This is a genomic window from Streptomyces sp. DH41 (genome assembly GCF_029813785.1).
Lineage (GTDB): Bacteria > Actinomycetota > Actinomycetes > Streptomycetales > Streptomycetaceae > Streptomyces.
This window is the reverse complement of the sequence record NZ_JARVKY010000007.1, coordinates 147332-173580: the sequence shown is the minus strand read 5'-3', so window position 1 is coordinate 173580 and position 26249 is coordinate 147332. Positions and strand designations below refer to the sequence as shown.

24 protein-coding genes and 2 riboswitches are annotated in these 26249 nt (G+C 71.4%); of the genes, 4 read left to right on the top strand and 20 right to left on the bottom strand.

All coding sequences use genetic code 11. From position 1 onward, the window contains the following. Positions 1-185 precede the first annotated feature (185 nt). The 5 genes from QC283_RS14260 to QC283_RS14240 form a co-directional block, all read right to left on the bottom strand. Positions 186-2615 (bottom strand): putative bifunctional diguanylate cyclase/phosphodiesterase, encoded by a 2430-nt coding sequence (locus QC283_RS14260; protein WP_279561873.1) that lies wholly within the window; start codon positions 2613-2615, stop codon positions 186-188. A gap of 257 nt (positions 2616-2872) precedes the next feature. Continuing rightward, positions 2873-5068, bottom strand: a complete 2196-nt coding sequence (gene ligA, locus QC283_RS14255; RefSeq protein WP_279561872.1) for an NAD-dependent DNA ligase LigA — start codon at positions 5066-5068, stop codon at positions 2873-2875. Between the two features lie 15 nt (positions 5069-5083). Beyond that, entirely contained in the window at positions 5084-6097 is a 1014-nt protein-coding gene (locus QC283_RS14250; protein ID WP_279561871.1) for a methionine synthase, read from the bottom strand. Positions 6098-6155: 58 nt separating this feature from the next. Beyond that, positions 6156-6845: an SDR family oxidoreductase gene (locus tag QC283_RS14245; protein ID WP_279561870.1), complete on the bottom strand. Its 690-nt coding sequence runs from the start codon at positions 6843-6845 to the stop codon at positions 6156-6158. A 26-nt stretch (positions 6846-6871) separates the two neighbouring features. Beyond that, the gene (locus QC283_RS14240; RefSeq protein WP_279561869.1) at positions 6872-7411 is read right to left on the bottom strand and encodes a TIGR00730 family Rossman fold protein; all 540 of its coding nucleotides are present in this window, start codon (positions 7409-7411) and stop codon (positions 6872-6874) included. A gap of 92 nt (positions 7412-7503) precedes the next feature. Here QC283_RS14240 and QC283_RS14235 point away from each other — a divergent pair, with 92 nt between their 5' ends. Next, positions 7504-7839 (top strand): DUF427 domain-containing protein, encoded by a 336-nt coding sequence (locus QC283_RS14235; RefSeq protein ID WP_279561868.1) that lies wholly within the window; start codon positions 7504-7506, stop codon positions 7837-7839. Positions 7840-8006: 167 nt separating this feature from the next. Here the strand turns inward: QC283_RS14235 and mnmA are convergent, their stop codons facing one another. Then, the gene (gene mnmA / locus QC283_RS14230) at positions 8007-9140 is read right to left on the bottom strand and encodes a tRNA 2-thiouridine(34) synthase MnmA (protein ID WP_279561867.1); all 1134 of its coding nucleotides are present in this window, start codon (positions 9138-9140) and stop codon (positions 8007-8009) included. A 60-nt stretch (positions 9141-9200) separates the two neighbouring features. Here mnmA and QC283_RS14225 point away from each other — a divergent pair, with 60 nt between their 5' ends. After that, entirely contained in the window at positions 9201-10013 is an 813-nt protein-coding gene (locus QC283_RS14225) for an N-acetylmuramoyl-L-alanine amidase (RefSeq protein WP_279561866.1), read from the top strand. 7 nt (positions 10014-10020) lie between these two features. Here QC283_RS14225 and QC283_RS14220 read toward each other — a convergent pair whose 3' ends face one another. The 3 genes from QC283_RS14220 to QC283_RS14210 all read right to left on the bottom strand — a co-directional run bounded on the left by QC283_RS14220 (position 10021) and on the right by QC283_RS14210 (position 11832). Continuing rightward, positions 10021-11190, bottom strand: coding sequence for a cysteine desulfurase family protein (locus tag QC283_RS14220; protein ID WP_279561865.1), 1170 nt, complete (start codon positions 11188-11190; stop codon positions 10021-10023). A 132-nt stretch (positions 11191-11322) separates the two neighbouring features. Beyond that, positions 11323-11592, bottom strand: coding sequence for a DUF4190 domain-containing protein (locus QC283_RS14215; protein WP_279561864.1), 270 nt, complete (start codon positions 11590-11592; stop codon positions 11323-11325). Between the two features lie 72 nt (positions 11593-11664). Beyond that, positions 11665-11832, bottom strand: coding sequence for a hypothetical protein (locus tag QC283_RS14210; protein WP_279561863.1), 168 nt, complete (start codon positions 11830-11832; stop codon positions 11665-11667). Positions 11833-11946: 114 nt separating this feature from the next. On the opposite strand from QC283_RS14210, the gene QC283_RS14205 reads away from it, so the two are divergent. Further along, positions 11947-12600: a TetR family transcriptional regulator gene (locus QC283_RS14205; RefSeq protein WP_279561862.1), complete on the top strand. Its 654-nt coding sequence runs from the start codon at positions 11947-11949 to the stop codon at positions 12598-12600. Positions 12601-12799: 199 nt separating this feature from the next. On the opposite strand, the gene QC283_RS14200 is transcribed toward QC283_RS14205, so the two are convergent. Beyond that, the gene (locus QC283_RS14200) at positions 12800-13660 is read right to left on the bottom strand and encodes a thioesterase family protein (protein WP_279561861.1); all 861 of its coding nucleotides are present in this window, start codon (positions 13658-13660) and stop codon (positions 12800-12802) included. 26 nt (positions 13661-13686) lie between these two features. Further along, positions 13687-14478, bottom strand: coding sequence for a TioE family transcriptional regulator (locus QC283_RS14195; protein WP_279561860.1), 792 nt, complete (start codon positions 14476-14478; stop codon positions 13687-13689). Positions 14479-14536: 58 nt separating this feature from the next. On the opposite strand from QC283_RS14195, the gene QC283_RS14190 reads away from it, so the two are divergent. Further along, positions 14537-15763: an erythromycin esterase family protein gene (locus tag QC283_RS14190; protein WP_279561859.1), complete on the top strand. Its 1227-nt coding sequence runs from the start codon at positions 14537-14539 to the stop codon at positions 15761-15763. 12 nt (positions 15764-15775) lie between these two features. Here QC283_RS14190 and QC283_RS14185 read toward each other — a convergent pair whose 3' ends face one another. The 9 genes from QC283_RS14185 to QC283_RS14145 form a co-directional block, all read right to left on the bottom strand. Then, the gene (locus QC283_RS14185) at positions 15776-16435 is read right to left on the bottom strand and encodes a trimeric intracellular cation channel family protein (RefSeq protein WP_279561858.1); all 660 of its coding nucleotides are present in this window, start codon (positions 16433-16435) and stop codon (positions 15776-15778) included. Between the two features lie 70 nt (positions 16436-16505). After that, positions 16506-17819: an ABC transporter ATP-binding protein gene (locus QC283_RS14180; RefSeq protein WP_279561857.1), complete on the bottom strand. Its 1314-nt coding sequence runs from the start codon at positions 17817-17819 to the stop codon at positions 16506-16508. Between the two features lie 23 nt (positions 17820-17842). Next, positions 17843-18940 carry an ABC transporter ATP-binding protein gene (locus tag QC283_RS14175; RefSeq protein WP_279561856.1) on the bottom strand — a complete coding sequence of 366 codons (1098 nt, stop codon included), beginning with the start codon at positions 18938-18940 and terminating at the stop codon, positions 17843-17845. Then, complete coding sequence (locus tag QC283_RS14170; RefSeq protein WP_279561855.1) at positions 18937-19935, bottom strand: ABC transporter permease; 999 nt, start codon at positions 19933-19935, stop codon at positions 18937-18939. The genes QC283_RS14175 and QC283_RS14170 overlap by 4 nt, the downstream gene beginning before the upstream one ends. A 107-nt stretch (positions 19936-20042) precedes the next feature. Further along, the gene (locus QC283_RS14165) at positions 20043-21848 is read right to left on the bottom strand and encodes an ABC transporter substrate-binding protein (protein WP_279561854.1); all 1806 of its coding nucleotides are present in this window, start codon (positions 21846-21848) and stop codon (positions 20043-20045) included. A 70-nt stretch (positions 21849-21918) separates the two neighbouring features. After that, positions 21919-22926 carry an ABC transporter permease gene (locus QC283_RS14160; RefSeq protein WP_279561853.1) on the bottom strand — a complete coding sequence of 336 codons (1008 nt, stop codon included), beginning with the start codon at positions 22924-22926 and terminating at the stop codon, positions 21919-21921. A 326-nt stretch (positions 22927-23252) separates the two neighbouring features. Then, on the bottom strand, positions 23253-24050 hold the full coding sequence (locus tag QC283_RS14155; protein WP_279561852.1) for an enhanced serine sensitivity protein SseB C-terminal domain-containing protein: 798 nt from the start codon (positions 24048-24050) through the stop codon (positions 23253-23255). Positions 24051-24260: 210 nt separating this feature from the next. Continuing rightward, positions 24261-25028, bottom strand: a complete 768-nt coding sequence (locus tag QC283_RS14150) for an enhanced serine sensitivity protein SseB (protein WP_279561851.1) — start codon at positions 25026-25028, stop codon at positions 24261-24263. A 152-nt stretch (positions 25029-25180) separates the two neighbouring features. Continuing rightward, the gene (locus QC283_RS14145; protein ID WP_279561850.1) at positions 25181-25849 is read right to left on the bottom strand and encodes an AAA family ATPase; all 669 of its coding nucleotides are present in this window, start codon (positions 25847-25849) and stop codon (positions 25181-25183) included. Between the two features lie 180 nt (positions 25850-26029). After that, positions 26030-26124, top strand: a riboswitch (glycine riboswitch). Then, positions 26125-26241, top strand: a riboswitch (glycine riboswitch). The last annotated feature ends 8 nt before the right edge of the window (positions 26242-26249 follow it).

Here is a 26249-nt window from a genome sequence, read left to right as displayed (position 1 = left end):
GGGGGCCGGTGCGCGTGAAACGGTCGCCCTCAGCGCCGGAGCGACGGCGCCGAAGCGCCCCTGAGGGGCGCGGGGCGGGTACGGCTCCGCGGCTCCGCCGAGCGAGCGCGACCAGCCACGAAAGGGCCGGCACACGGCCGACGCCCGATCCCGGCGCTGCCCGCTCCCGCGCTGCCGACCCGCCGCTACCCCACCCTCCCCGGATCGTCCGCCGCGGCTGCCGGAAGGGCCGCCGCGGGCCGCTGCCAGCCCCGGGAACCGCGTGCCAGCAACCACGCGGTGGTCTCCTCCGGCGGCATCGCGGCCGCGACCAGCCAGCCCTGTACGGCGTCGCAGCCCAGGTCGCGCAGACGCTCCCAGGTCTCGTCGTCCTCCACGCCCTCGGCGACGACGAGCAGGCCGAGCGAGTGCGCGAGGTCGACGGTGCAGCGCACGATGGCCGCGTCCTCGGTGTCGACGGCCAGCCGGGCCACGAACGAGCGGTCGATCTTGAGCTCGCTGACCGGGAGCTTGCGCAGGTGGACGAGGGAGGAGTAGCCGGTGCCGAAGTCGTCCAGGGACATCTTCACGCCGTGTCCGGTCAGCGCGTTGAGGGTGTCGGCGGCGCGCTGCGGGTCCTCCAGGAGGACGTGTTCCGTGATCTCCAGTTGGAGCGCTCCCGCCGGGACGCCGTGCCGGGCGAGACGGGCGGCGACCGCGCCCGCGAAGCCGGGGGTGTGGACGTCGCGCGGGGAGACGTTGACCGCGACGGGCACGAACAGGCCCTGGGAGCGCCAGTGGGCGACCTGTTCGAGGGCCGTCTCCAGCACGTACTCGGTGAGGTGGGGCATCAGACCCGAGGACTCGGCGATCGCTATGAACTCGTCCGGCGGCACCTTGCCCCGCTCGGGGTGCACCCAGCGGACCAGGGCCTCCAGGCCCGCGACCTGTCCGTCGAAGCGGACCTTGGGCTGGTAGTGCAGCTGGACCTCGTGGGCGTCCAGGGCCCGGCGCAGGTCGCCCAGCAGCCCGAGCCGGTCCGGGGTGTTGGAGTCCCGCTTGGACTCGTAGACCTCCACGCCCGTACGGTCCCGCTTCGCCTGGTACATCGCCACGTCCGTGCGGCGCAGCAGCCCTTCGGCGTCCAGGGCGTGGTCGGGGAAGACGGCGACGCCGGCGCTGGCCTCCAGGACGAGGGTGAGCCCGTCCAGGTCCATCGGGGAGCTGAGCGCGGACACGAGGCTCCGGGCGATCCGGGTCGCCGAGGTGGTCGAGTCGGCGACGGGCAGCAGGACGGCGAACTCGTCGCCGCCGAGCCGCGCGGCCTCCGCTCCGCGCGGCAGGGCCTGCCGCAGCCGGTCGGCGGTCTGCAGCAGCAGCCGGTCGCCGGCGAGGTGTCCGAGCGTGTCGTTGACCGACCGGAAGCGGTCGAGGTCGATCAGCATCAGGGCGGCGCGGGCCCCGATGCGCTCGGCGTCGTCCAGGGCGGTCCAGGTCCGCTCCAGCAGCCACTGGCGGTTGGGCAGGCCGGTGAGCGGGTCGCGCAGCTGCTCCTCGGCCCGGGCGCGGGCGATCCACAGCGTGGAGTCGAGGGCGATCAGCGGGATGGAGAACAGCGGCAGCAGCAGCGGCTTGGCGACGGCGACCACGCAGACCAGCGGGGCGATGCCGAGCAGCGCGACGGCGACCAGGCCCTGCCTGGCCAGGGCGGAGCGGGCGACGGTGGGCAGGCCGGGGCGCGGTGTCTGCAGGTACCACAGCAGGGCGCGGGTGACGGCGAGGTAGGCGACCGCGACGAGCACCACCTTGGGCGCCGCGTACAACCCCCAGGTGTTCGGGTCCCAGGGCTTCTCGACGGTCGGTACGGAGCCGCAGACGCCCAGCAGCAGGGCTCCCGCGGCGATGCCGAGGATGTCCACCGCGCCGTGCAGGATGCCTTGCCGCCAGCGGCCCCGGCGGGCTATGCCGACCAGGACGACGACGGTGAGGCTGACCAGGCCGGCCGGGAGCCAGCCGTAGAGCAGCAGGACGGCGAGGGTGAGGGCGGCGCCGGAGCCGGTGCCGCCCCACCAGCGGGAGCGGCCGAGCATGACCAGGTGACCGACGACGACGCCGGTCAGTACGGCCAGGGACCAGCCGACGGTGCCGGACGGGAAGAGGGCCTGGCCGTCGGTGAACGCCCGGTAGAAGCCGGCGCCCAGCACGAAGGCGGCGGCCGCGACGACCGCGGCGGGCAACGCGGGCCAGGCCAGGTGCCGTTCGCCGTCGGTGCCGAGGGCGGTATCAGCGCCGGTGCCGGTGCCGGACAGGGCGGAGGGGTGGCGGACGGCCGACGGCCCGGAGGCGCGACCGGTGACCGGCGGCCCGGAGGCGCGACCGCTGACCGGCGGACCGGAGGCGCGACCGCTGACCGGCGGCCCCGAGCCGCGACCGCTGACCGGCGGACCGGAATCGCCTCCGGTGGCCGGCGACGCGGAGCCGCGTACGGCCGCGGGCGGCCCGGAGCCGCGGGAGGCGGCCGCGGGATGCGGTGCGCCACCACCGCGCTGCCCGAGCCACCGGCTCACGTGCCACGCGCCCACCATGCGACGCAGGCGCAGCCGTGAGCCCGCGGCGGCGCTCTCGGTCGGTTCCATTCCCGTCCCTCTCACAGCCGGCGGTGCCCACGCCACGCGGCCCCCGCCTCGACCACCATCAACGGCTCCGCGTCGGAGACCTCTTCCTCCCGTCCCTCGGGGCAGGGGATGCCCCGACCGCAGCCGGGCACGGCGGGCGCACACCTCAACAGTAGGCCGCGGAAGGCTTCCAGGGGCACCGGTCGCCGACGGTTGCCCGAATGCGACCTGGCCACCCGTATGCATCTGGTATGCGCCGAACGGGTGGCCTTCAACCGCTATTCCTCAGCCGAAAGTGCGACGTCGGCCGCCGCTTCGGGTCCTTGTTCGAGCAGGACGGTGAAACCGTCCTCGTTCAGAACCGGCACTTTCAGTTGCATCGCCTTGTCGTACTTCGACCCGGGGCTGTCACCGACCACCACGAACGACGTCTTCTTGGACACGGACCCGGTCACCTTCGCGCCCCTGCTCTGCAGGGCGTCCTTGGCTCCGTCCCGGGTGTGGTTCTCCAGGGTGCCGGTGACCACGACGGTCAGTCCCTGGAGCGGGCGGGGCCCCTCGTCCTCCCCCGTCGACCGGTCCTCCAACGGGACTCCGGCCGCCTTCCACTTGCGGACGATCTCGCGGTGCCACTCCTCGGCGAACCACTCCTTGAGGGCGGTGGCGATGATCGGGCCGACGCCGTCGGTGTTCGACAACTCCGCCTCGGTGGCCTGCTCGACGCGGTCGATCGAGCGGAACTCGCGGGCCAGGGCCTGGGCTGCGACGGGCCCGACGTGCCGGATGGAGAGCCCGTTGAGGAAGCGGGCGAGCGGACGGGTCTTGGCCTCCTCGATGTGCCGCAGCAGCGCGAGGGTGTTCTTCTTCGGCTCGCCCTCCTTGTTGGCGAAGACCGTGACGATCTTCTCCTCGCCCGTTTTGGGGTCGCGCTTGGGGAGCCCGCTGTCCGGGTCGAGGACGTACGCCTTGATGGGCAGCAGTTTCTCGACGGTGAGGTCGAAGAGGTCGCCCTCGTCCACCAGCGGCGGCTCGGACGGTTCCAGCGGCCCGGTCAGCGCGGCCGCCACGACGCCGCCGAAGTGCTCGATGTCCAGGCACTCCCGGCCCGCGAGGTAGGACACACGCTCGCGCAACTGGGCGGGGCACGTGCGGGCGTTGGGGCAGCGGAGGTCGATGTCGCCCTCCTTCATCGCCTTCAGCGGTGTCCCGCACTCCGGGCACTCGGCCGGCATGACGAACTCCCGCTCGGTGCCGTCCCGCAGGTCGGCGACGGGCCCGAGGATCTCCGGGATCACGTCACCGGCCTTGCGCAGCACCACCGTGTCGCCGATGAGCACGCCCTTGGCCTTGACGACCTCCTGGTTGTGCAGCGTGGCGAACTCGACCTCGCTGCCCGCCACGGTGACCGGCTCGACCTGCGCGTACGGAGTGACGCGGCCGGTGCGGCCGACACCGACCTTGATGTCGACGAGCTTGGTGTTGACCTCTTCCGGCGCGTACTTGTAGGCGATGGCCCAGCGCGGCGCCCGGGCCGTGGAACCGAGCCGTCCCTGGAGCCGGATCTCGTCGAGCTTGACGACGACACCGTCGATCTCGTGCGCCACGGAGTGCCGGTTCTCGCCGTAGTACGCGATGAACTCCCGTACGCCGTCGAGCCCGTCGACGACCCTGTTGTGCGGGGAGGTGGGCAGGCCCCAGGTCTTCAGCAGGTCGTAGGCCTGGGAGAGGCGGGTCATGCCCGTGAAGCCCTCCAGGACGCCGATGCCGTGGACGACCATGTGGAGGGGGCGGGTGGCGGTGACGCGCGGGTCCTTCTGGCGCAGCGAACCGGCCGCCGCGTTGCGCGGGTTGGCGAAGGGCTTGTCGCCCGCCTCGTTCAACCGCTTGTTGAGCTCCTGGAACTTCTCCATCGGGAAGTAGACCTCGCCGCGGATCTCCACGAGGTCGGGGACCTCGTCCCCCGTGAGGCGCTCCGGGATGTCGGCGATGGTACGGACGTTGGGAGTGATGTCCTCGCCGGTGCGGCCGTCGCCGCGGGTGGCCGCGCGGACGAGCCGGCCCCGCTCGTAGGTGAGGTTGACGGCGAGTCCGTCGACCTTGAGCTCGCACAGGAAGTGGTACTTCTGCTCGCCCAGCTCCCTGGCGATGCGCTCGGTCCAGGCGGCGAGCTCCTCGTCGTTGAAGGTGTTGTCGAGGGAGAGCATGCGGGAGCGGTGCTCGACGGCCGTGAACTCCGTCTCGTAGGACCCGGCGACCTTCTGGGTCGGGGAGTCCGGGGTGCGCAGCTCCGGGTACTCCTCCTCCAGCTCCTCCAGGGAACGCAGCAGCCGGTCGAAGTCCGCGTCGCTGACGACGGGGGCGTCCCTCACGTAATACCGGAAGCGGTGCTCCTCGATCCGCTCAGCGAGCTGCACGTGCTTCTCGCGCGCCTCGGCGGGCACGCTCGTCGTCTCCGCCTGCTTGTCGCCGGCCACCGTGTTGTCCTCCCGTTACTCTGGGTTGTCCGCGAGGGATCTCGCCGCCCGGGCGCAGTGGGCGAGCGCCCGGCGGGCGTACTCGGGGGACGCGCCCGCGAGTCCGCACGCCGGCGTCACGGTGACCGCCTCCGCGAGAAGCCCCGGGTGCAGCCCCAGCCTGCGCCACAGCGTCCTGACCCCCATGACGCTACCGGCAGGGTCTGACAATGCGGCATCCGTGCCCGGCACGACACCGGCGAACAACCGGGTGCCGCCCTCGACGGCCTCGCCGATCACGTCATCGTCACGCTCGGTGAGGAGCGAGAAGTCGAAGGAGACGCCCGCGACGCCGGCCCGGCGCAGCAGGGCGAACGGCACGTCCGGTGCGCAGGAGTGGACCACGACGGGTCCGTCGCCGTGTACTCCCGCGACGTCGCGGAGCGCGGCCTCGACGACCTGGCGGTCGACGGCCCGGTGGGTGCGGTAGCCGCTGGCGCTCCGGACCTGGCCGCGCAGGACGGCGGTGAGGGACGGTTCGTCCAGCTGGAGCACGAGCCGGGCGCCGGGCACCCGGCGCCGGGCCTCGGCGAGGTGCAGGCGCAGCCCTTCCGCGAGGGAGGCGGCGAGGTCGCGGGACGCGCCGGCGTCGGAGAGGACCGCCTCGCCGTTCCTGAGCTCCAGGGCGGCTGCGAGTGTCCAGGGGCCGACGGCCTGGACCTTCAGCGGCCCCTCGTAGCCCTGGGTGAACTGCTCCAGGGCGTCGAGGTCCTCCCCGAGCCAGGCCCGGGCCCGCTTGGTGTCGCGCCCCGGCCGGTCGCCGAGCCGCCAGCCGCTGGGCTCCACGCGCGCGTACAGCTCGACGAGCATCCCGGCGGTGCGGCCGATCATGTCGGCGCCGGGACCGCGGGCGGGCAGCTCGGGGAGGAACGGGAAGTCCTCGAAGGTACCGGTGGCGGTCTTGACGGCCTCGCGGGCGTCGTCCCCCGGCAGGGAGCCGACGCCGGTGGCGGGGCCGAAAAGCGGGCTGGTCTGGCTGTTGTCGCTCACCCGGCCAGCCTATGCGGGAGCGGGAGCGGGCGAACACGACCGGCGCCCCCGCGGGCCGTCACCGCCCCGGGCGCACCGTCAGGTCGTTGACCTCCGCGTCCCTGGGAAGGTCCAGGGCCATCAGGATCGTCGTGGCGACCGACTCGGGGTCGATCCACTTCGTGGGGTCGTACTCCTTGCCCTCCTGCTGGTGCACCTTGGCCTGCATGGGGCTGGCGGTGCGGCCGGGGTAGACCGAGGTGACGCGGACGCCGTTCGCGTGCTCCTCGTGGCGCAGGGAGTCGGCCAGGGCCTTCAGGCCGTGCTTGGAGGCGGCGTACGCGGCCCAGCCGGCGTGGGCGTTCAGGCCGGAGCCGGAGTTGACGAACAGCACGTGTCCCTGGGCGACGCGCAGCTGGGGCAGGAAGAGGCGGGTCAGCTCGGCGGGGGCGACCAGGTTGACGTTCAGCTGGTTGAGCCAGGTCTTCGGGGTGAGGTCGCCGACCGGCCCGAGGTCGACGACCCCGGCGATGTGCAGCAGCGAGTCCACCCGGTCGGGCAGGCTCTGGTGGGAGAAGGCCCAGGACAGCTTGCCCGGGTCGGAAAGGTCGCCGACCAGCGTCTGCGCGCCGGGGAACTCGGCCGCCAGTTCCTTCGCCCGGCCCGCGTCGCGCGCGTGCAGCACGACCTCGTCGCCGCGCTCGTGCAGGCGGCGGGTGACGGCGGCGCCGATGCCGGAGCCCGCTCCGGTGATCACATGTGTAGCCATGCCGCCATGCTCGCACCACCGCGGCCTCACTCGATGCCCTGGCTCTCCTCCAGGTAGGCGAGCGCCCCGACGGGCTCCTCGGCGAAGAAGACCAGCTCGGTGAGGGGGCGGGGCAGGAAGCCCTCGTCCTCCATCCGGCGGAACTGCTCCTTGAGGCCGTCGTAGAAGCCCGCCGTGTTCAGCAGGACGACCGGCTTGTCGGTGTGCCCGTGCTTCTTCAGCTCCAGGATCTCCGTCGCCTCGTCCAGCGTGCCGGTGCCGCCCACCATGATCACCACGGCGTCGGCCTTCCCCAGCAGCAGCCGCTTGCGCTCGGCGAGGTCCCGGGCGATCACCATCTCGTCGGCGCCCTCGCGCGCCTTGGCCGCCAGGAAGTCCACCGAGACCCCCAGCAGCCGCCCTCCGGACTCCTGCACGCCGTCGGCGACCACCTTCATCAGGCCGACGTCGGAACCGCCCCACACGAGGGTGTGACCGCCCTTGCCGAGCAGTTCGGCGAACTCCTTGGCGGGGCGCGTGTAGCGCTCGTCGAGGTCGGCGGCGGAGAGGAAGACGCAGATGTTCATGGGGCCACGGTACGTTCGGCGCCCCACGGGGAAGAACCCGGCTTCCGGCCGCGCTGTAGTGACCGGGGCCACTGCCACCGAGGAGGACGATCGTGGGACTCGAGAAGCTCAAGGGACACCGCATCACCGTCGAGCCGAGCGACCGGCACGTGCGCGTGGTGCACGGCGGGCAGGTCCTGGCGGAGAGCGACGGGGCACTGGTGCTGCGGGAGACGGGCCTCCCGGAGCGGTACTACATCCCGCCCCAGGACGTACGCCTCGACCTGCTGACCCCGTCCGACACGCGGACGCACTGCCCCTTCAAGGGCGACGCGTCGTACTGGTCGCTGCCGGAGGCGGCGGATGTCGTCTGGGCCTACCCGGACCCGAAGCCGGAGGTGCGGGACATCAAGGACCACCTCTGCTTCTACGAGGTGGAGGTGTCCTGACCGATTCGCGTCCTGACCGATGCCGTGTCCCGACCGATTCGCGTCCTGACCGATGCCGCGTCCCGACCGATCGATCGCGTGCCGTGGGGAGTGATCGGGCCGCCCGCCGGTCCCCCACGTGGGCCGGCATGGAGTCGGTCGCGCGGGGGGCGGCGTACGACGACGGTTCAGGCCACGCCGGCCGTCGCGCGCGTGGTGGACGCGATCGTCGCCGAGCCCACCACGCGCGTGCCGTCGTACAGCACGATCGCCTGGCCGGGGGCGACGCCGCGTACCGGATCCGTGAAGGACACCTCCAGGAAGTCGCCGACCAGCTCGGCCCGTACCCCGGTCTCGCCGCCGTGGGCGCGGAGCTGCGCCGTGTAGGTGCCGGGGCCGGTCGGCGCGGCGCCGCACCAGCGGGGCTTGATCGCGCGCAGCGCGTGGACGTCCAGGGAGTCCGCGGGGCCGACGGTCACCGTGTTGGTCACCGGGGAGATGTCCAGGACGTAGCGCGGCTTGCCGTCGGGGGCCGGGGTGCCGATCCTGAGGCCCTTGCGCTGGCCGATGGTGTAACCGTAGGCGCCCTCGTGGGTGCCGAGCCGGTTGCCCGCCTCGTCGACGATGTCGCCCTCGGCCTTGCCGAGCCGGTCGGCCAGGAAGCCCTGGGTGTCGCCGTCGGCGATGAAGCAGATGTCGTGCGAGTCGGGCTTCTTGGCCACCGCCAGGTCCCTGCGCTCGGCCTCCGCGCGGATCTCGTCCTTGGTGGTGAGGGTGTCGCCGAGCGGGAACATCGCGTGCGCGAGCTGCCGGTCGTCCAGCACACCGAGGACGTAGCTCTGGTCCTTGGCCATGTCGGAGGCGCGGTGCAGCTCGCGTGTGCCGTCGTCCTTGAGGATCACCTTGGCGTAGTGACCGGTGCAGACGGCGTCGAAGCCGAGGGCGAGCGCCTTGTCGAGGAGCGCGGCGAACTTGATCTTCTCGTTGCAGCGCAGGCAGGGGTTGGGGGTGCGGCCGGCCTCGTACTCGGCGACGAAGTCCTCGACCACGTCCTCCCGGAAGCGGTCGGCGAGGTCCCACACGTAGAACGGGATGCCGATGACGTCCGCGGCGCGGCGGGCGTCCCGCGAGTCCTCGATGGTGCAACAGCCCCGCGCGCCCGTGCGGAAGGACTGCGGGTTCGCGGAGAGCGCGAGGTGGACGCCGGTCACGTCGTGCCCCGCCTCGGCCGCGCGGGCGGCGGCGACGGCGGAGTCGACTCCGCCCGACATGGCGGCGAGGACGCGGAGGGGACGGGTGCGCTGCGGGGTGTCATCAGTCATAGCCCTTCCAGGGTACGGGGAGGAGGGAACCGGAGCCCGCGAGTATGCGTTGGAGATCGCATGGGGGCGAAGCATGAATCCAGAAGCTCATCCACCGGCGGGTCCGTCGGTGGAGCTACCGGTGGACCGACCGGCGGGTCCGCGGGCGGGTCCGGCAGTGGCTCCCCCGGAGGGCCCGCTGGTGGGTCCAAGGACGCGGACCGGCGCATCGGCCGCCGCGCGCTGATCGTCGGCGGCACGGCGGCGGCCGTGGGCACGGCGGTGCTGGCGCGCGACGAGCTGGCCCGCCTGTGGTGGCGCGTGCCGGGAGTGGAGCGGCCCCGCGAGGAGGGCGTGGTCGACTACGCCGGCGCGCGCTGGGTGGCGGCCTCGGACGAGAACTGGCGCCGTGCCGACCGGCCCGACGACTTCGGCGTCGACATGGTGATCGTCCATGTCACACAGGGCAGTTTCGAGAGTGCGGTCAGAGCGTTCCAGGACCCCGGGCACAAGGCTGCCACGCACTACATCGTCGGGCAGGACGGGCGCGTCACCCAGATGGTCCGCGAGCTGGACGTGGCCTACCAGGCGGGCAACCGCGACTACAACGAGCGCAGTGTCGGCATCGAGCACGAGGGTTTCGTGGACCGCCCGCAGGATCTCACCGACGAGATGTACGCGGCCTCGGCGCGGCTGACGGCGGGGATCTGCGCGCGGTACGACATACCCCTGGACCGCGAGCACATCATCGGTCACGTACAGGTGCCGGGCACCGACCACACCGATCCGGGGCCGCACTGGGACTGGGACCGGTACATGAAGCTGGTGCGGCGGGCGGCCACGAGCGCCCCGTCGGGCGGCCCGACGAGCGGTCCGTCCCGGTCCGGCGCCTAGCCCGGTCTCAGCTCAGCCCCGCCGCCCGGGCCCGTTCCACCGCCGGGCCGATCGCCTTGGCGACGGCCTCCACGTCGGCCTCGGTGGAGGTGTGGCCCAGCGAGAAGCGCAGGGTGCCGCGGGCCAGGTCGGGGGCGGTGCCGGTGGCCAGCAGGACGTGGCTGGGCTGGGCGACGCCGGCGGTGCAGGCCGAGCCGGTGGAGCACTCGATGCCCTGGGCGTCGAGCAGGAGGAGGAGGGAGTCGCCCTCGCAGCCCGGGAAGGTGAAGTGGGCGTTGGCCGGAAGGCGGCCCTCCGGTGCCGGATCGCCGCCCAGGATCGCGTCCGGGACCGCCGTACGGACGGCGTCGACCAGGTCGTCGCGCAGGGCGCCGATCTCGCGGGCGAACCACTCGCGCTGCTCGGCGGCGAGACGCCCGGCGACCGCGAAGGAGGCGACGGCGGGGACGTCGAGGGTGCCGGAGCGGACGTGGCGTTCCTGGCCGCCGCCGTGCAGGACCGGTACGGGGCTGTACTCGCGGCCCAGCAGTAGCGCGCCGATGCCGTAGGGGCCGCCGATCTTGTGGCTGGAAACCGTCATGGCGGCGAGCCCGGAGGCGGCGAAGTCGACCGGCAGCTGGCCGACGGCCTGGACCGCGTCGGCGTGCAGCGGCACGTCGAACTCGGCGGCCACGTCGGCGAGTTCACGGACCGGCATGATGGTGCCGATCTCGTTGTTGGCCCACATGACGGTGGCGAGGGCCACGTCGGAGGGGTCGCGGGCGATGGCATCGCGCAGCGCCTCGGGGTGGACGCGGCCGTGGGCGTCGACCGGCAGGTACTCGACCCGCGCGCCCTCGTGTTCGCCGAGCCAGTGGACGGCGTCGAGGACCGCGTGGTGCTCGACGGGGCTGGCCAGGACCCGGGTGCGGGCCGGGTCGGCGTCGCGGCGGGCCCAGTACAGGCCCTTGACGGCGAGGTTGTCGGCCTCGGTGCCGCCGGAGGTGAGGACCACCTCGCTGGGCCGGGCGCCGAGGGCTTCGGCGAGGGCCTCGCGGGACTCCTCGACGGTGCGCCGCGCGCGGCGGCCGGACGCGTGGAGGGAGGAGGCGTTGCCGGTGGCGCTCAGGTGCGCGGTGAGTGCCTCGACTGCCTCGGGAAGCATCGGGGTGGTCGCGGCGTGGTCGAGGTAAGCCATGGTGGGGCCGATTCTACGGGGCACTCCCGCCCGGCCTCAGATCAAGGTTGGCCTCTTCCCCGCGCGGCCGTGCGGACGGTGCGCGTGGACGGCCCGCGCGGACGGTGCGGGGGCGCACGGTTCGCGGCCGGCTCACAGACTCCACGACATCGTGTCGTCCGCGGCCATGAACGCCACCAGGACCAACAGGTCGGCGATGCCCAGCCCGAGGCCGAGCAGGGCCCGGCCGCGGCGGGCGGTGCCGCGCCACAGGGCGACACTCGCCAGCACGATGGCGATCGGGCCGAGGAAGACGTTGAGGACGAGCAGTCCGAGCAGGCCGAGGACGAAGGAGGCGACGGCCATGCCGTCGGTGTCCCGGATGCCGGTGCGGCGGGCGGTGGCCGGTGCGGTGAGCTGCATGGTGTTCTCCCTGCCGTGCGTCAGTGCTGTGCGTACGTGCCGGGCGTCGGCGCCGCACGTCGGTGCCGTGCGTCAGTGGGTGGAGGTGCTCCGTCGGCGGCCGTGCCGCTCGCGGAGCGCGAAGATGCCGAGCCAGACCGCGATGACCAGGCCTGCGGCGACGGAGAAGGTGAGCGGTGCGTGGGCGACGGTGCCCAGCACCACGCCCAGGAGCAGGAGTGCGGCGACGAGAAACAGCATGGGGCGAACCCCCGACCTTTCGTGAACGGTTGCGGTTACAGTTGTTCACTGACTTGCCAGTCTAACGCGCGCCACGGCTTTTCAATTTCAGAGAACAGTTGTTGACTGCATGGCATGAGTCACACCCCCGGCGTTCGAGAGGCCCAGAAGCGGAAGACCCGGAAGGCGCTCCTGGACGCGGCCCTCGGACTGCTGGAGGAGCAGAGCCTGAGCAGCCTGGGCCTGCGCGAGGTCACCCGTGCCGTGGGCGTGGCCCCGACCGCCTTCTACCGGCACTTCCGCTCCATCGCCGACCTCGGCGTGGCACTGGTCGAGGAGGCGCTGGGCAGCCTGCACCCGATGATCCGGACGACGGTGTCACCGGCCGAGGACCGCGATGAACGCATCGCCCGCGCGGTCGAGCTGATCGCCGGTCACGTGGCCGCGTACCCCACCCACGTCCGGTTCATCGCGCGCGAACGGCACGGCGGGGTGCAGCCGGTACGGGAGGCCATACGGGAGCAACTGGCCCGGTTCGCGGAGGAGGTGAAGGCCGAGCTGGCCAAGGACCCCGTGTCGGCGGGCTGGAGCGACGCCGATCTGCTGATGCTCGCGGGTCTCTACGTCGACCAGATGCTCGCCACGGGCTCCCTGTTCCTGGAAGCGCTGGAGACGCCGGAGACACCGGAGACACCGGAGACACCGGACGAGGCACGCCGGCGGGCGGCCGACACCGCGACCCGCCAGATGCGGCTGATCAGCCTCGGCCGACGGCACTGGCTGGACTGACGGCCGTCTACTGTCACCCGTCTGCCGTCAGCCGTCAGCCGTCTGCCGTCAGCAACCGGCGGTCGGCGGTCGGCGGTCGACCGTCGGCCGTCGTCGGACACACCGAGAACCGGGACGCCGGAGGCGGACAGGGGCCTCGGCGTCCCGGTGGACGGTAGGGCCGGACTTCACGGCGCCGGCGTGCCGTAGGGGGCGCGGGTCAGCCGAGCCGGACCCGGGCGAGCTGACGGGACTGGGCCACCAGTCGGTCGGCGCTGTCCCAGATCTCCGCGTCCTCCTCCAGGAAGCCGCCGGCGAGGTTGCGGGTGGTGATGGAGACGCGCAGCGGTCCCGGCGCCGGACGGCACCGCACGTGCGCGGTCAGCTCGACGGTGGGCACCCAGCCCTTGAGCCCGAGCTCGAAGGCGGTCGGGGGCAGCGCGTCCACCGCCAGGAGCATCGACAGGGGGTCGGCGTCGCGGCCGTCGGCGAGCCCGAACCAGGCCCGCATCTCGCCCCGGCCCGAGGGCTGTCCGAGCGCCCAGCCCAGCGTGGCGGGGTCCAGCTTGAGCATCAGCCGGTCGGCGATGGCCGAGCTGCCCTCGACGGGGGCGGGGCCGTCCTCCGGACCGAAGCACTGGTCCATCGGCGGGATCCCGGGCGGCTTCGCCGAGGTGCGGACGTCGTCGGGCAGCGTGTCGAGGTCGCCGTAGGAGGCGAGGACGCGGATGCGCTCCACCTCGTTGCCCTCGTCGTCGTACTGGAAGAGGGAGGCCTGGCCGGTGGAGAGGGTGCGTCCCGTGCGGACGGTCTCGGTGCGTACGACCGCCGGGCCCGGCCGGGAGGCGGTGAGGTAGTGCGCCGAGATCGTGAAGGGGTCGGGATGCGGCAGGGCGTCCGCGAGAGCGCGACCCAGGACGGCCAGCAGGTAGCCGCCGTTGACGGCGTTGATGATCGTCCAGCCGGCGGAGAGGTCGATGTCGTAGACACCGGGGGCACGCCGGGTGACGGCGGTGTCCCGGTCGAACTCACTGTCGCCGATGGTGGCCCGCATGGCCGCTGCGGAGGCTGCTTCTGGCATGGCTGCACGGTACAACAGACAGGCTACTAAGCGGTAGCTTGTGAAATTCCGGTCACGGTCTCGTCCGCACTCACGGCGGGACGCCTCCGCCGCTCGCGGAGGTACGCCTCCAGTTCGGCGGCGCCCGACAGCATCGCCCGGCCGCGGGCGGAGACCCGGTCGTGCCAGTCGCGCAGGGTGGCCTCCAGCGGTTCCGCTCCACCGGCGTCCCGCACCTGGGCGATCACGGGAGCGATCTGCTCCAGCAGGTAGCCGCCCCGCCTGAGCTGGTGGGCCAGCCGGGCGTCCCGTACGTCGGCCTCGCCGTAGACGCGGTACCCGGTCAGCGGGTCGCGGCGCGGGCGCAGCAGCCCGGCACGCTCCCACTTGCGCAGCGTCGCGGGCCGGACCCCGAGCTCCGCCGCCAGCGGCCCGACGAACGTACCGCCCGGACGGGGCACCGCCGCACCGGACACGGGCACCTCCGCGGGCGCCAGGTCGCGCAGCGCGCTCTCCACGGCCTGGAGTGTCCGCCGGTCGGCGAGCAGTTGGGCGTGGCTCTCGTCGATGAGCCGGTACGCCTCGTCCGCCGCGCCCCGGTTCACGGCCCGCATGATCGAGGCAGCCGACCGGTGGCCGTGGCCGGGCAGCAGGGCGAGGAACGCGCCCAGCGCCTGTGCGTGCAGGGAGGTGTAGGTGCGGTAGCCGTGGGTCGTGCGACCGGCGGCGGGAAGGATGCCGGCCTCCTCGTAGTTCCTGACGGCCTGCGTCGACAGGCCGTACGCGCGTGCCAGGTCGATCGGCCTGAGCCTGCCACCGTGTTGAAGCTTTTCGGCCATGAGGAGGACTGTAGCGCGACAAAGTCTCCACCGAAGGTTCAACGATAGCGTTGAGGGCATGGCCACTGTCATCAAGGACACCGTCCACCCCGTCGAGACCGCCGCCGTCATGGGGCTGCTCCCCGCCCGGCCCCGGCTGCTCGCCCTGGGCGAGCCCACCCACGGCGAGGACACCCTGCTCGAGGTGCGCAACGAGCTCTTCCGGCAACTCGTCGAGCAGGAGGGCTACCGGACGATCGCGATCGAGAGCGACTGCCTGATGGGTCTGGTCGTGGACGACTACGTCACCTCGGGCACGGGCACCCTCGACGAGGTCATGGAGCGCGGGTTCAGCCACGGCTGGGGCGCGTACGCGGGCAATCGCGAGCTCGTGCGCTGGATGCGCTCCCACAACGAGCGCGTCCACGACGAGGGCCGGCCCGCCTCGGAGCGGCTCCGCTTCGCCGGTTTCGACGGACCGCTGGAGATCACCGGCGCCGCGAGCCCCCGCCAGGCCCTCACCGCGCTCCACGGTTGCCTCGCGGCCCGGGTGGACGCGGACCTGCTCCCGTGCACCGCCGAAACGCTCGACCGCCTGCTCGGCGCCGACGACCGGTGGACCGAGCCCGCCGCGATGACGGACCCGGCCCGGTCCGTTGGGCGGTCCGCCGAGGCCCGGGAGCTGCGGCTGCTCGCCGACGACCTGGTGTCGCTGCTCGACGAGCAGACGCCTCACCTGCTCGCGGCGGCCTCGCGGGACGACTGGGACCGGGCGCACCTGTACGGGCGGACCGCGGCCGGCCTGCTGCGGTACCACCACTGGATGGCCGACACCTCACCGGCCCGTATGAACCGGCTGCTGGGCCTGCGGGACCGGATGATGGCCGACAACCTCCTCGCGCTCGCCGATCGGGGCCCGGCCCTCGTCAACGCCCAGAACGCCCATCTCCAGCGGGAGAAGAGCACGATGCGGATGTGGCAGGGGAAGGTGGAGTGGTGGAGTGCCGGTGCGCTGGTCAGCGCCCGGCTCGGCGAGGAGTACGCCTTCTTCGCCACGGCACTCGGCACGATCCGGCACCAGGGGGTGGGCACCCCGCCGCCGGACACCGTCGAGGGACTCCTGTACGGGCTGCCTCAGGGGCGCTGCGTCGTCGACGCCTCCCGCCTGGCCACCGCTCTCGGCGACCCGCGGCCCGCGGCCCGCGTGTCCCCCTGGTTCGGTTACGCCTCGCTGGACCCGGCCCACCTGGCCTCGATCGACGGCCTGGTGTTCGTCAAGGACGTCGAGGTCCCTGACCGGCGATAGCGCCGCCGGGCCTCACTCCCCCTCCGTCACCGTCGACCGCCGGTTCCAGGCACGCGGTGCCCGCCAGTGGAACCGCAGGGCGAGCAGGCGCAGGACGAAGGCCGTGACCACCGCGAGGCCGGTGGTGAACGGGGTGAGGGCGTCGTAGCGGATGCACAGGGCGACCATGGTGGCGCCGACGATCGCCGGGACGGCGTACAGGTCGCGGTCCCAGCGCAGCAGCGAGGGCACCTCGTTGGCCAGCACGTCCCGCAGTACGCCGCCGCCCACCGCGGTGGTCAGGCCCAGGCAGGCGGAGGCGGTCAGGCCGAGCCCGTAGTCGTACGCCTTGACCGTGCCGGCGACGCAGAACAGGCCGAGGCCGGCCGCGTCGAAGATGTTCACGCCGGTCTGGAGGCGCTCCACATGCGGGTGGAGGAAGAAGACCAGCAGGGTGGCGAAGAGCGGGGTGATGAAATACCCCAGGTCCGTGAAGGCCGCGGGCGGTACGGCGCCGATGACCAGGTCCCGGAACAGCCCGCCGCCCAGCGCGGTGACCTCGGCGAGTACGGCGATGCCGAACACGTCGAAGTTCTTGCGTACGGCCAGCAGCGCGCCGGAGATGGCGAAGACGAAGATGCCGACCAGGTCGAGCGTGTGCTGGACGGTGGGCGTGAAGATCTGCTCGTACACCCTTCCATTCTTACCTGCCGATGAGCCCCCGCCTTCCAAACGAAGGCGGGGGCTCATCGGCAGGGCAAGGTCACTTCCCCTTGGCGGGAGGCTCCTCGTCGGTGCCGTCGGCACCCTCGGCACCGGGCTTGTCACCGCTCGCGGTGTCCTCGGTGGCCTCGGTCGCCTCGGCGGCCTCCGTGCGCTCGGCCTCCGCCTCGACCGCCTCGACCTCCGCGGCCACCGCCGCCGAGGTCGCCGCCGACGCCGCCAGGGCCTCCTCGGACACCAGCTCCGCCGCCTCCTTGGCGTCGGAGAGCAGGACGACGTCCTGCGGGGCCTGGTCCTCGAAGTTCTCCGGGTGGTGGCAGGCGACCTGCTGTCCGGGACGCAGCTCCTTGAGCGGCGGCTCGGTCGTCGTGCAGATCTGCGTCGCCTTCCAGCACCGGGTGTGGAAGCGGCAGCCGCTCGGCGGGGCGATCGGCGAGGGCACGTCGCCCTTGAGCAGGATGCGCTCGCTCTTGGCCGACTTGCGGGACGGGTCCGGGATCGGGACCGCCGACATCAGCGCCTTGGTGTACGGGTGCATCGGCGTCTTGTAGATCAGGTCGCGGTCGGCCAGCTCCATGATCTTGCCGAGGTACATCACCGCGATCCGGTCCGAGACGTGCCGGACGACGGACAGGTCGTGCGCGATGATCACGTACGTCAGGCCCAGCTCCTGCTGGAGGTCGTCGAGCAGGTTGACGACCTGTGCCTGGATCGACACGTCGAGCGCGGAGACCGGCTCGTCCGCCACGACCAGCTTGGGGTTCAGCGCGAGCGCGCGGGCGATGCCGATGCGCTGGCGCTGACCGCCGGAGAACTCGTGCGGGTAGCGGTTGTAGTGCTCGGGGTTGAGACCGACCACCGACAGCAGCCGCTGCACCTCCTTCTTGACCCCGCCCTCGGGCTCGACGCCCTGGAGGCGGAAGGGAGCGCTGATGATCGTGCCGATGGTGTGGCGCGGGTTCAGCGAGGAGTACGGGTCCTGGAAGATCATCTGCACGTCGCGGCGCAGCGGGCGCATGCCGCCGACCCCGAGGTGGGTGATGTCCTTGCCCTGGAACTCGACCTTGCCGGCGGTCGGCTCCAGGAGACGGGTGATCAGCCGGCCCATGGTCGACTTGCCGCAGCCGGACTCGCCCACGACACCGAGGGTCTCACCGGCCTTGACCTCGAAGTCGATGCCGTCGACGGCGCGCACGGCGCCGACCTGGCGCTGCAGCAGGCCCTTCTTGATCGGGAAGTGCTTCTGCAGCCCGGTCACCTTCAGCAGGGTCTCGCCGGGGGCGGCGTCCTTGGTGAGGGTGGCGGTGCCGGCGGCCTCGCTCTGTGTGCCGTCGCTCTGCGCAGGGATGGCCACTGCTTCGTCCTTGGCGTTCTCGCTCACAGCTTCGGCGCAATCTCTTCGGTCCAGATACGCTCCCGCTGCTCCTGCGACATGTGGCAGGCGGCCCAGTGCTTGCTGCCGACCTCGGTCAGGTCGGGGCGGACCGTGCGGGTGACGTCGTCCTTGGGCACGTCGGCGTACGGGCAGCGCGGGTTGAAGGCGCAGCCGGACGGGAGGTTGATGAGTGAGGGCGGGGAGCCCTTGACCGGGATGAGGCGTTCCTGCTGGTCGCGGTCGAGCCGCGGCATCGAGCCGAGCAGGCCCCAGGTGTAGGGGTGCCGGGGCTCGTAGAACACCTTCTCCGCCGGACCTCGCTCGACGCACCGGCCGCCGTACATCACCAGCAGGTCGTCGGCCAGCTCGGCGACGACGCCCAGGTCGTGGGTGATGATGATGACCGCCGAGCCGAACTCCGTCTGCAGGTCCCGGATGAGGTCGAGGATCTGCGCCTGGACGGTCACGTCCAGGGCGGTGGTCGGTTCGTCGGCGATGAGCAGCTCGGGGTTGTTGACCAGCGACATCGCGATCATCGCGCGCTGGCGCATACCGCCGGAGAACTCGTGCGGGTAGCTGTCCACCCGCTTGTCCGGCTGCGGGATGCCGACGCGGTCGAGCATCTCCACGGCACGGCGCTTGGCGGTCTTCTTGTCCACCTTGTGGTGGATGCGGTACGCCTCCACGATCTGCTGGCCGATCGTGTAGTACGGGTGCAGCGCGGACAGCGGGTCCTGGAAGATCATCGCCATCTCACGGCCGCGCAGCTTGCGCACGTGGTCCGGGTCGGCGGACAGCAGCTCGGTGCCGTCCAGCCAGATCTCGCCCGAGATCTGCGCCTTGCGCCTGCCGTACTGGCCGGCGGTGTGCAGGCCCATGATGCCGAGCGAGGTCACCGACTTGCCGGAACCGGACTCGCCCACGATGCCGAGGGTCTTGCCCTTCTCCAGCTGGAAGCTGAGGCCGTCGACGGACTTGACCAGGCCGTCGTCGGTCGGGAAGTGCACCTTCAGGTCGCGTACTTCCAGGAAGGCCTTCGGCGCGGGCGAGGTGCCGGTGGGCTCGCCCACGGCGGCTCCGCTCTTGCTGAGGTCGGTCATGCGAGCCTCACTCGGGGGTCGATCACGGCGTACAGGACGTCCACCACGAGGTTGGCGATCAGCACCGCGAGAGAAGTGATCAGGACGACGCCAAGGATAAAGGGCAGGTCCTGGTTCTGGATCGCGTCCAGCACCTTCTGGCCGAGGCCGGGGAGGCTGAACGTGGTCTCGGTCAGGATCGCGCCGCCCATGAGGGCGCCGAGGTCCATGCCGAGCATGGTGAGCAGGGGGGTCAGGGTCGACCGCATGGCGTGCTTGCGGATGACGACCTGCTCCTTGAGGCCCTTGGCACGCGCGGTGCGGATGTAGTCCTCGCCGAGGATCTCCATCATGGTGGCCCGGGTGATCCGGGCGTACATCGCGGCGTACAGGAAGGCCAGGGTGACCCAGGGCAGGAGCATGCCGCCGAACCAGCCGGTGAAGCTCTCCTCCAGGGGTACGAACTCACCGTTGATCCAGCCCAGCCCGTAGGAGAAGACCGCGAGGCTGACCAGACCGGTGAAGTAGATGGGGAGGGAGACGCCCGCCAGCGCGACGACCATCGCGCCGCGGTCCCACAGGGTGCCCCGCTTGAGCGCGGAGAGCACACCGGCGGCGAGACCGAAGATCAGCCACAGCACGGCCGCGCCGAGCGCGAGAGCCAGGGTCACCGGGAAACGCTCGGTGAGCACCGGCCAGACGGACTGCTCGGTACGGAAGGAGTAGCCGAAGCACGGCGCGGAGCAGTTGGTGACGTCACCGCCGGCCGCGTAGGTGCGGCCCGCGAAGATGCCCTTGAAGAACTCCCAGGCCTGGACGTAGACCGGCTCGGCCAGGCCCAGCTTCTCCCGCACCCCTTCGACGGCGGCGGGGTCCGCCTGCTTGCCGACGAAGCTCAGGGCGATGTCGACGCCCGCCCACTTGGGGACGAGGAAGAAGATGCCGAAGACCACCAGAATGATGACGACGAGCATCACAGCGGCGGCGAACAGCCGCCTGATGAGGTAAGCGAGCACGGGTTGCGGCCCGCTGCGGACCAGGGCCGCCGGAGATCGTCCGGCGGCCCGCGGTCACGCCGCGCCGGCCTTCACCTGCCTTTCGTGCCGTACGGCGGGTGTACCGGTTACTTCTGCGGGTTCTTCAGGCCGAGGTTGACGAAGTCGTACATACCGCTGTAAGCGTCGGTCGTGTACACGTTCGCCAGTCGGGGGGAGCGCCAGTTGATGAACTTCTCGAAGACGAAGGGCAGGTAGTACGCGCCCTCCATGATCTTGTGGTTGATCTCCGTGGCGATCTTCTCCTTGCCCGCGCTGTCCTTCTGCGTCAGGTAGTCGGCGAAGAGACCGTCGATCTTCGGGTCGTCGATCATCGCGAAGTTGTTGTTCGCGCTGTCGAGGATGTAGTCGCTGTGCCACAGCGGCAGACCGTAGCCCTGCACGGACGGGAAGTCCGGGCCCCAGCCCATGATGATGATGCCGTAGCCCTTCTTCTTCACGTTCGTGGGGCTACCGATGACGCTGGCGTACTGCGAACCGTCGTACTGGTCGATCTCGACGTCGATGCCGACCTTCTTCAGCGACGCCTGGAGGGACTCGGCGGTGGCCACCTCGACCGGCTTGTTGTTGCGGACCGCGATGGTGGTCTTGAAGCCGTTCGGCTTGCCGCAGGCCTTCAGCTCTTCCTTGGCCTTCTCGACGTTGCCGTTCTTGTTGTCGGTGGCCATCTTGTACGGGTCGTACTTCTGGCCCTCGGAGCCCGGGACGGCCGGCGGCAGCATGTTGGTGCCGATGTCGCCACCGGCGACCGGGCCGCCGCGCGCGGTCTGCAGCGAGACGTGGTCGGCCCCGTAGAGCACGGCCTTGCGGCAGTGGATGTTGTTGAACGGCTCCACGTTCTGCGGGAACGAGGCGTACCGGATGTAACCCGAGACCGGGTTGTCCAGGTTGCCCTTGTGCTCCTTCAGGGCGGTGGTGCGGCCCTGCGGGGACAGGCCGGTCTGGGCCAGGTCCAGGTCGTAGTCGCCGGCGATCAGGCGGGCGTCCAGGTCGTTGGCGTTGGAGAAGAACTTGATCGTGATCTTGTCCGGGTACGCCTTGCGGACCGGGTCCGACTCCTGCTTCCACTCCGTGTTGCGGACCAGGGTCAGGTCCTTGTTCGGGCTGTAGGACTCGAACTTGTACGGGCCCGAGGAGAACGGACGCAGGCCGTACTTGGACTTCGTGTCCTTGTCCTGGCGGACCGGGGACGCCGAGGTCAGCGCGAGCATCTCCTCGAAGTCCGAGTTGGCCTGCGGCAGCTTGAAGATGATCGTCTTGTCGTCCGGCGTCTCGATCGCCTTCAGACCCAGCTTGTCCTTGGACTTGTCCTTGTACGGACCCTGGTACTCGTCCTTCGGGTCGAGCACCTCCTTCAGGTACGTCGGACCGCCGGACAGCACGTCCTGCGCCCACACGCGCTCGATGCCGTACTTGACGTCCTTGGAGGTGATCGGCTTGCCGTCCTCCCAGGTGATGCCGTCACGCAGGGTGTACGTGTAGGTCTTGCCGTCGTCCGAGACCTTGGCGACGTCGGTGGCGAGGTCGGGGGTGACCTCGGCGCCGGTCTTGCCCGGCTCCGTCTTGTTCGTGACGAGCTGGCGGCTGTAGTAGCGGGAGAAGTTCCACATGAAGCCGTAGTAGCCGCGCGTGGTGTCCCACGAGTCGGCGTCCTGCGTGCTCGCGAACTTCAGCTCGCCGCCCTTCTTGGCCTCGGAGGCCTGAAGGACCTTGTTGTTGGCCGCGTCGAAGGTGGCCGCGCCGTTCTTCGAGCCGCCGCCGTTGCCGCCGTCGTCGCCGCCGCCGCCGCACGCCGCCGTGGTCAGCAGCGCGGCGACCACTGCGGCAGCGGCCAAAGCCTGCTTGCGCCGCCCTGAGGTGCGTTGGGTAGTCACGATCTCGGATCCTCCGGATTAGATGAGAGACCCCGTGCGGGAACCACGGGTCGCTTGCCGGTACGGCAGGTCAGCGGGAGCCCTTCGGGTCCAGCGCGTCGCGCACGCCGTCCCCGAAGAGGTTGAAGGCAAGAACGGTGATGAAGATCGCCACACCGGGGACCACCATGTACATGGGGTCCGACTTGTAGTAGTCGATCGCGCTCGAGAGCATCTGCCCCCAGGACGAGGTGGGCGGCTTGACGCCCACGCCCAGGAAGCTGAGTGCCGCCTCGGTGAGGATGTTGGTGGGGATCATCATCGTGGTGTAGACGATGATCGGCGCCACCAGGTTGGGCAGCAGTTCCTTGAACAGGATGTAGAACCGTCCGGCTCCCAGGGACCGGGCCGCCTCGACGTACTCCCGTTCACGCATCGAGAGTGTCTGGCCGCGGACCACGCGACCGATGTAGGGCCAGCCGAAGAAGCCGATGACCAGGATCATCATGAGCAGTCGCACGCCCGTGCCGCTCAGTCCGAGCATGTTGTCGGGCATGACGGAGACCAGCGCGATGATGAACAGCAGCTGCGGGAAGGCCAGCAGGCCGTCCATGACGCGGCTGATGAGGGCGTCGACCCAGCCGCCGAAGAAGCCGGCCAGGACGCCCAGGACGGTGCCGATGACCACGGCGACCAACGCGGACAGGAAGCCGACGAGCAGCGAGATCCGGGCGCCGTGGACGATGCGGGCGAAGACGTCGCGGCCGTTGACCGGCTCGACGCCGAGCCAGTGCTCGCCGCTGATCCCGCCCAGGGACCCCACGGGGGTGCCGAACAGCGGGTCGATCTTGTCCTCGTTGAAGGCGTTGGGATCCTGCCCGTAGAGGGAGGTGATCATGGGCGCGAACACCGCGATCACGATCAGGACGAGCACCACGATTCCGCCCGTCAGGGCCAACTTGTCCCGTTTCAGGCGCTCCCAGGCGATCCGGCCCAGGGAACGTCCCTGTACCGCCTTGGCGTCGGCGCCGGCAACCGCCGCTTCCTCGGCAGCACTTGGGGCCGCTTCCGCGGTCGGCTCGTGCAATGGTGCCGTCATCTGGCAGGGACCCCTCTCAACCGGCGGTAGCCGGCCCGCACTTGCCGCTGTAGCGGCGTGATCAGTCCGTCGTACACAGGAGCGAGCAACCACTCCTCGTTTCGGGAGTCTTCAACGCTTTGGCGATCTGTAGCCAGAGTTGAGGGGGAATGGATGCGTAACCGTGATGCTGTTTGAGGTGTTCCGTTATCCGGACACTGGGTAACGGGGGCCGGACATGGACGAGTTGGGACATCGAGGGCGGAGCGGGATCTTGCACCCTTGTCTACGCGCGAAGATGTCCCACGGGCGGGCCGCTCGACTCCGGCGGGACGAGCCCGCGTCGGTCAGTACCGCCCTTGGGCCGGAGGGTATCCGTATCCGCCCGCCGGGGCCTGGGCGGGGGCGGCCGCGTGGGCCTCACGGTCGTAGAAGGGTCGGGCGTGGGCACGCAGCCACATGGCGACCGGATCGTGGGCGTCGGTCATCGCCACCGTCGACACCGGCAGCCCGTCCGGCACCGCGCCGACGGACTGCTGCATCATCCCGCGCACCGCGTCGACGGCGGGCGGCGACGTGTCGTACACGTCGAGGCCGATGGCCAGATACGGCGCTCCCAGCGCCGGCTGGACCCAGGCACGGCGCAGCGCGCGGACCGCCGCGGTGCGATGGGCGTTCTGCGCGAGCAGGGCGTAGAACTGGGGGATCTCGATGGCCGGTTCGGACAGGCGCAGAGGGCCAGCCGGCTGGCGGCCCAGGCCGGAGGCGATGCGGCGCAGGTCCAGCCAGGGGATGCCGACACCACCGCCGGGGGCGTGCGGGTTGAGCCACAGGCCGAAGTGGTCCGGGTAGAGGGCGCGGGCGACCTCCAGGCCGTCGACCACCTCGTACGACCGGTTCCAGCCACTGGCGGACAGCTCCTGGGCGGAGGTGACGCAGGGCGCGTAGCCGTAGCCGTCGACCTCCATGTGCCCGTACTGGGCGTCCGGGGAGCCGGCCTGGCCGTGCCAGAGCAGCATCCAGACCTGGCCGGAGGTGGGGGTGGCGAGCGCGCGCAGCAGCGCCTCGTAGGCGTCGTAGCGCCCGGGCGTCACCTGGCGCAGCATGTGCTCGACCTGTCCGGTCGTGGTGCCGCTGGCGCTCACGCGTATCGCCCCTTCGAGAAGTCCCCGGTTACGGAACCAGCTTAAGGCTCCGCCTGACGCGGGGCGCCTATGAGCTCGGGGTGCGGTGTCCGTCGGCGAGTGCGGGTTCGTCGCGGCTGGTCGCGCCCACGCGGCGGAGCCGCACGTCGACACAGCCCCGCAGCCCTGGGCGAGCTGCCCCGGCCGGCACCCACGAGTTCCCTCGATCGCCTACAGGTCACGGTCGTAGAACGGGTGGACGTTCGCCCGCATCCAGTCGCAGACCGGGTCCTGGGCCGCCTCCAGGAGGACGAGGTTGACCTGTGTCTTCAGGGGGGCCCTGGTCAGCGCCCGGCCGAGGGCTTCCAGGGGCAGGGCGCGGGCGTCGCCCTCCCAGTGGGTGAGTTCGACACCGACGAACATGACGGGGTCGGCGGTCTCGATGGTGGCGAGGCAGCGGCGGGCGGTGCGCACGACGCCGACGGCGGCGAACTCGGCGGAGGCCGCGGCCAGGAAGTCCACGGGGTCGTCCTGCCAGTCCGGCTCGAAGAGGCGGACCCGGCCGCCGGACGCGGGCCCGTCGAGCGGGGTGCGGCCGGCCCGGCACAGCTCGGCCACGGCCTGCGGCGGCAGCGGGATGCCCACCACGCCCTCCGGGTTCACGGCGATGCCGATCTGCGGGGGCAGGCCGCGGGCGAACTCCGCGGCGGGGGCGATGGTGTACGCCATCTGCGCGCCGGCGACCTGGCGGAGCTGCTCCTCGGAGCTGAACACCGGTACGTAGGCCTGGCCGTCGACCTCCAGGGAGGGCAGGTCGAGGGGGCCGCTGTGCGGGCCGCCGCCGTTCGGCAGGGGGATCCACACGAAGCTGCGGCCGAGCACCTCCACGATCCGGCCGCCGGCGCCCGGCACGCCGAGGGAGGCGGACAGCACCTCCTCCAGCTCGTTGCCGGGCCACCCGCCGTGCGGGTGGGGGTGCGCCTGTGCCGGGAAGTCCATCTGCCTACCTACCGCCTGCCTGGTACCGCTGCTGTGGCTGAAAAGGCTAACCCGTCCGGCCCGGCGGCCCAGGGCCTGTCCCGAACACCGGGGAACGGACCTGGGGTTCGGAACAGGCCTCGGGTACGTCACCCCGCGAGGCCTCGGGCACGTCACCCCGTGAAGGCGATCCGGCGGAGCGTGTCCGCCGCCGCCCGGTCCAGGAGGACCGCCGAGGCGCAGCCGGCGGGCAGGGTGCCCTCGGCCACCGCGCGCAGCATGCGGGTGTTGGCCGAGCGGTGCCGCAGGAACGCGTACCGCGACACGCCCCGGCCGCGCTCGCGCTGGCCGGCCAGGGCGTCACCGGCGTCGACGTCGAGCAGCAGCAGGTGCAGGTCGCCGTCGCGGCGGCGGGCCTCACGGGCCAGCCAGCCGCGCACCCAGGCCTGGGTGCCGCAGTCGTGCACGACGACGCCCTCACCGGAGCGCAGCGCGCGGCGCAGTCCGGCGTAGTGGGCGAGGCGGACGAGGGGGCGGTAGAGCCCGTACGGCAGTAAGCGCGGCATGCGGTGGTCCCAGCGGTCCCGGGTGTCCTGGGAGTCGATGCGCGCTCCGCGCACGGTGCGCTTCATCAGTGTGGACTTGCCGCTGCCGGGCAGGCCGGTGATCACCACCAGGTCCCGGGGTCCGAAGAGCAGGGCGTGCGGGCTGCGGCCGCCCCGGTCCCGCAGGTCGCGGACGACGGGTGCGGGCAGTTCGGCGCACGCCTGTGGTGCCGGGGCGACGGGCTGCTTGGGCAGCGCGAGACCCGAGGTCGTGGCGTACGCCGTGGTCCTGTTCACCGTGATCGTCCTCCCCTGGGGCGGTTCACGAGTCACCATCCCCGTCGAGTGTAAAGAGAAGGTAATGCGCAGGTCTCGCGTTTTCGTGCGCTTACTGCCACAAGCCGGTTACAGATAGCTGTCTGCCCACGAACGGGCGGGGCGTGCAATGATGGCGGCGCCAACTGCATACCGGCCGTTTGAATCCGCGCGGGAGAGTCCCCGGTCGTCGCCGGGGCGCCGAAGGAGCAAGTCCCTCCCTTGAATCTCTCAGGCCCCGTTACCGCGCGGGCGAGGCACATCTGAAAAGCGGGCCGCCGCTCGACGGCTGCCCCACCCAAGGTGCAAGTCCTGACCGCCGCGCTCCGGTGGTCGTGGCGAACCTCTCAGGTTCCGATGACAGATGGGGAGGATCGACCTC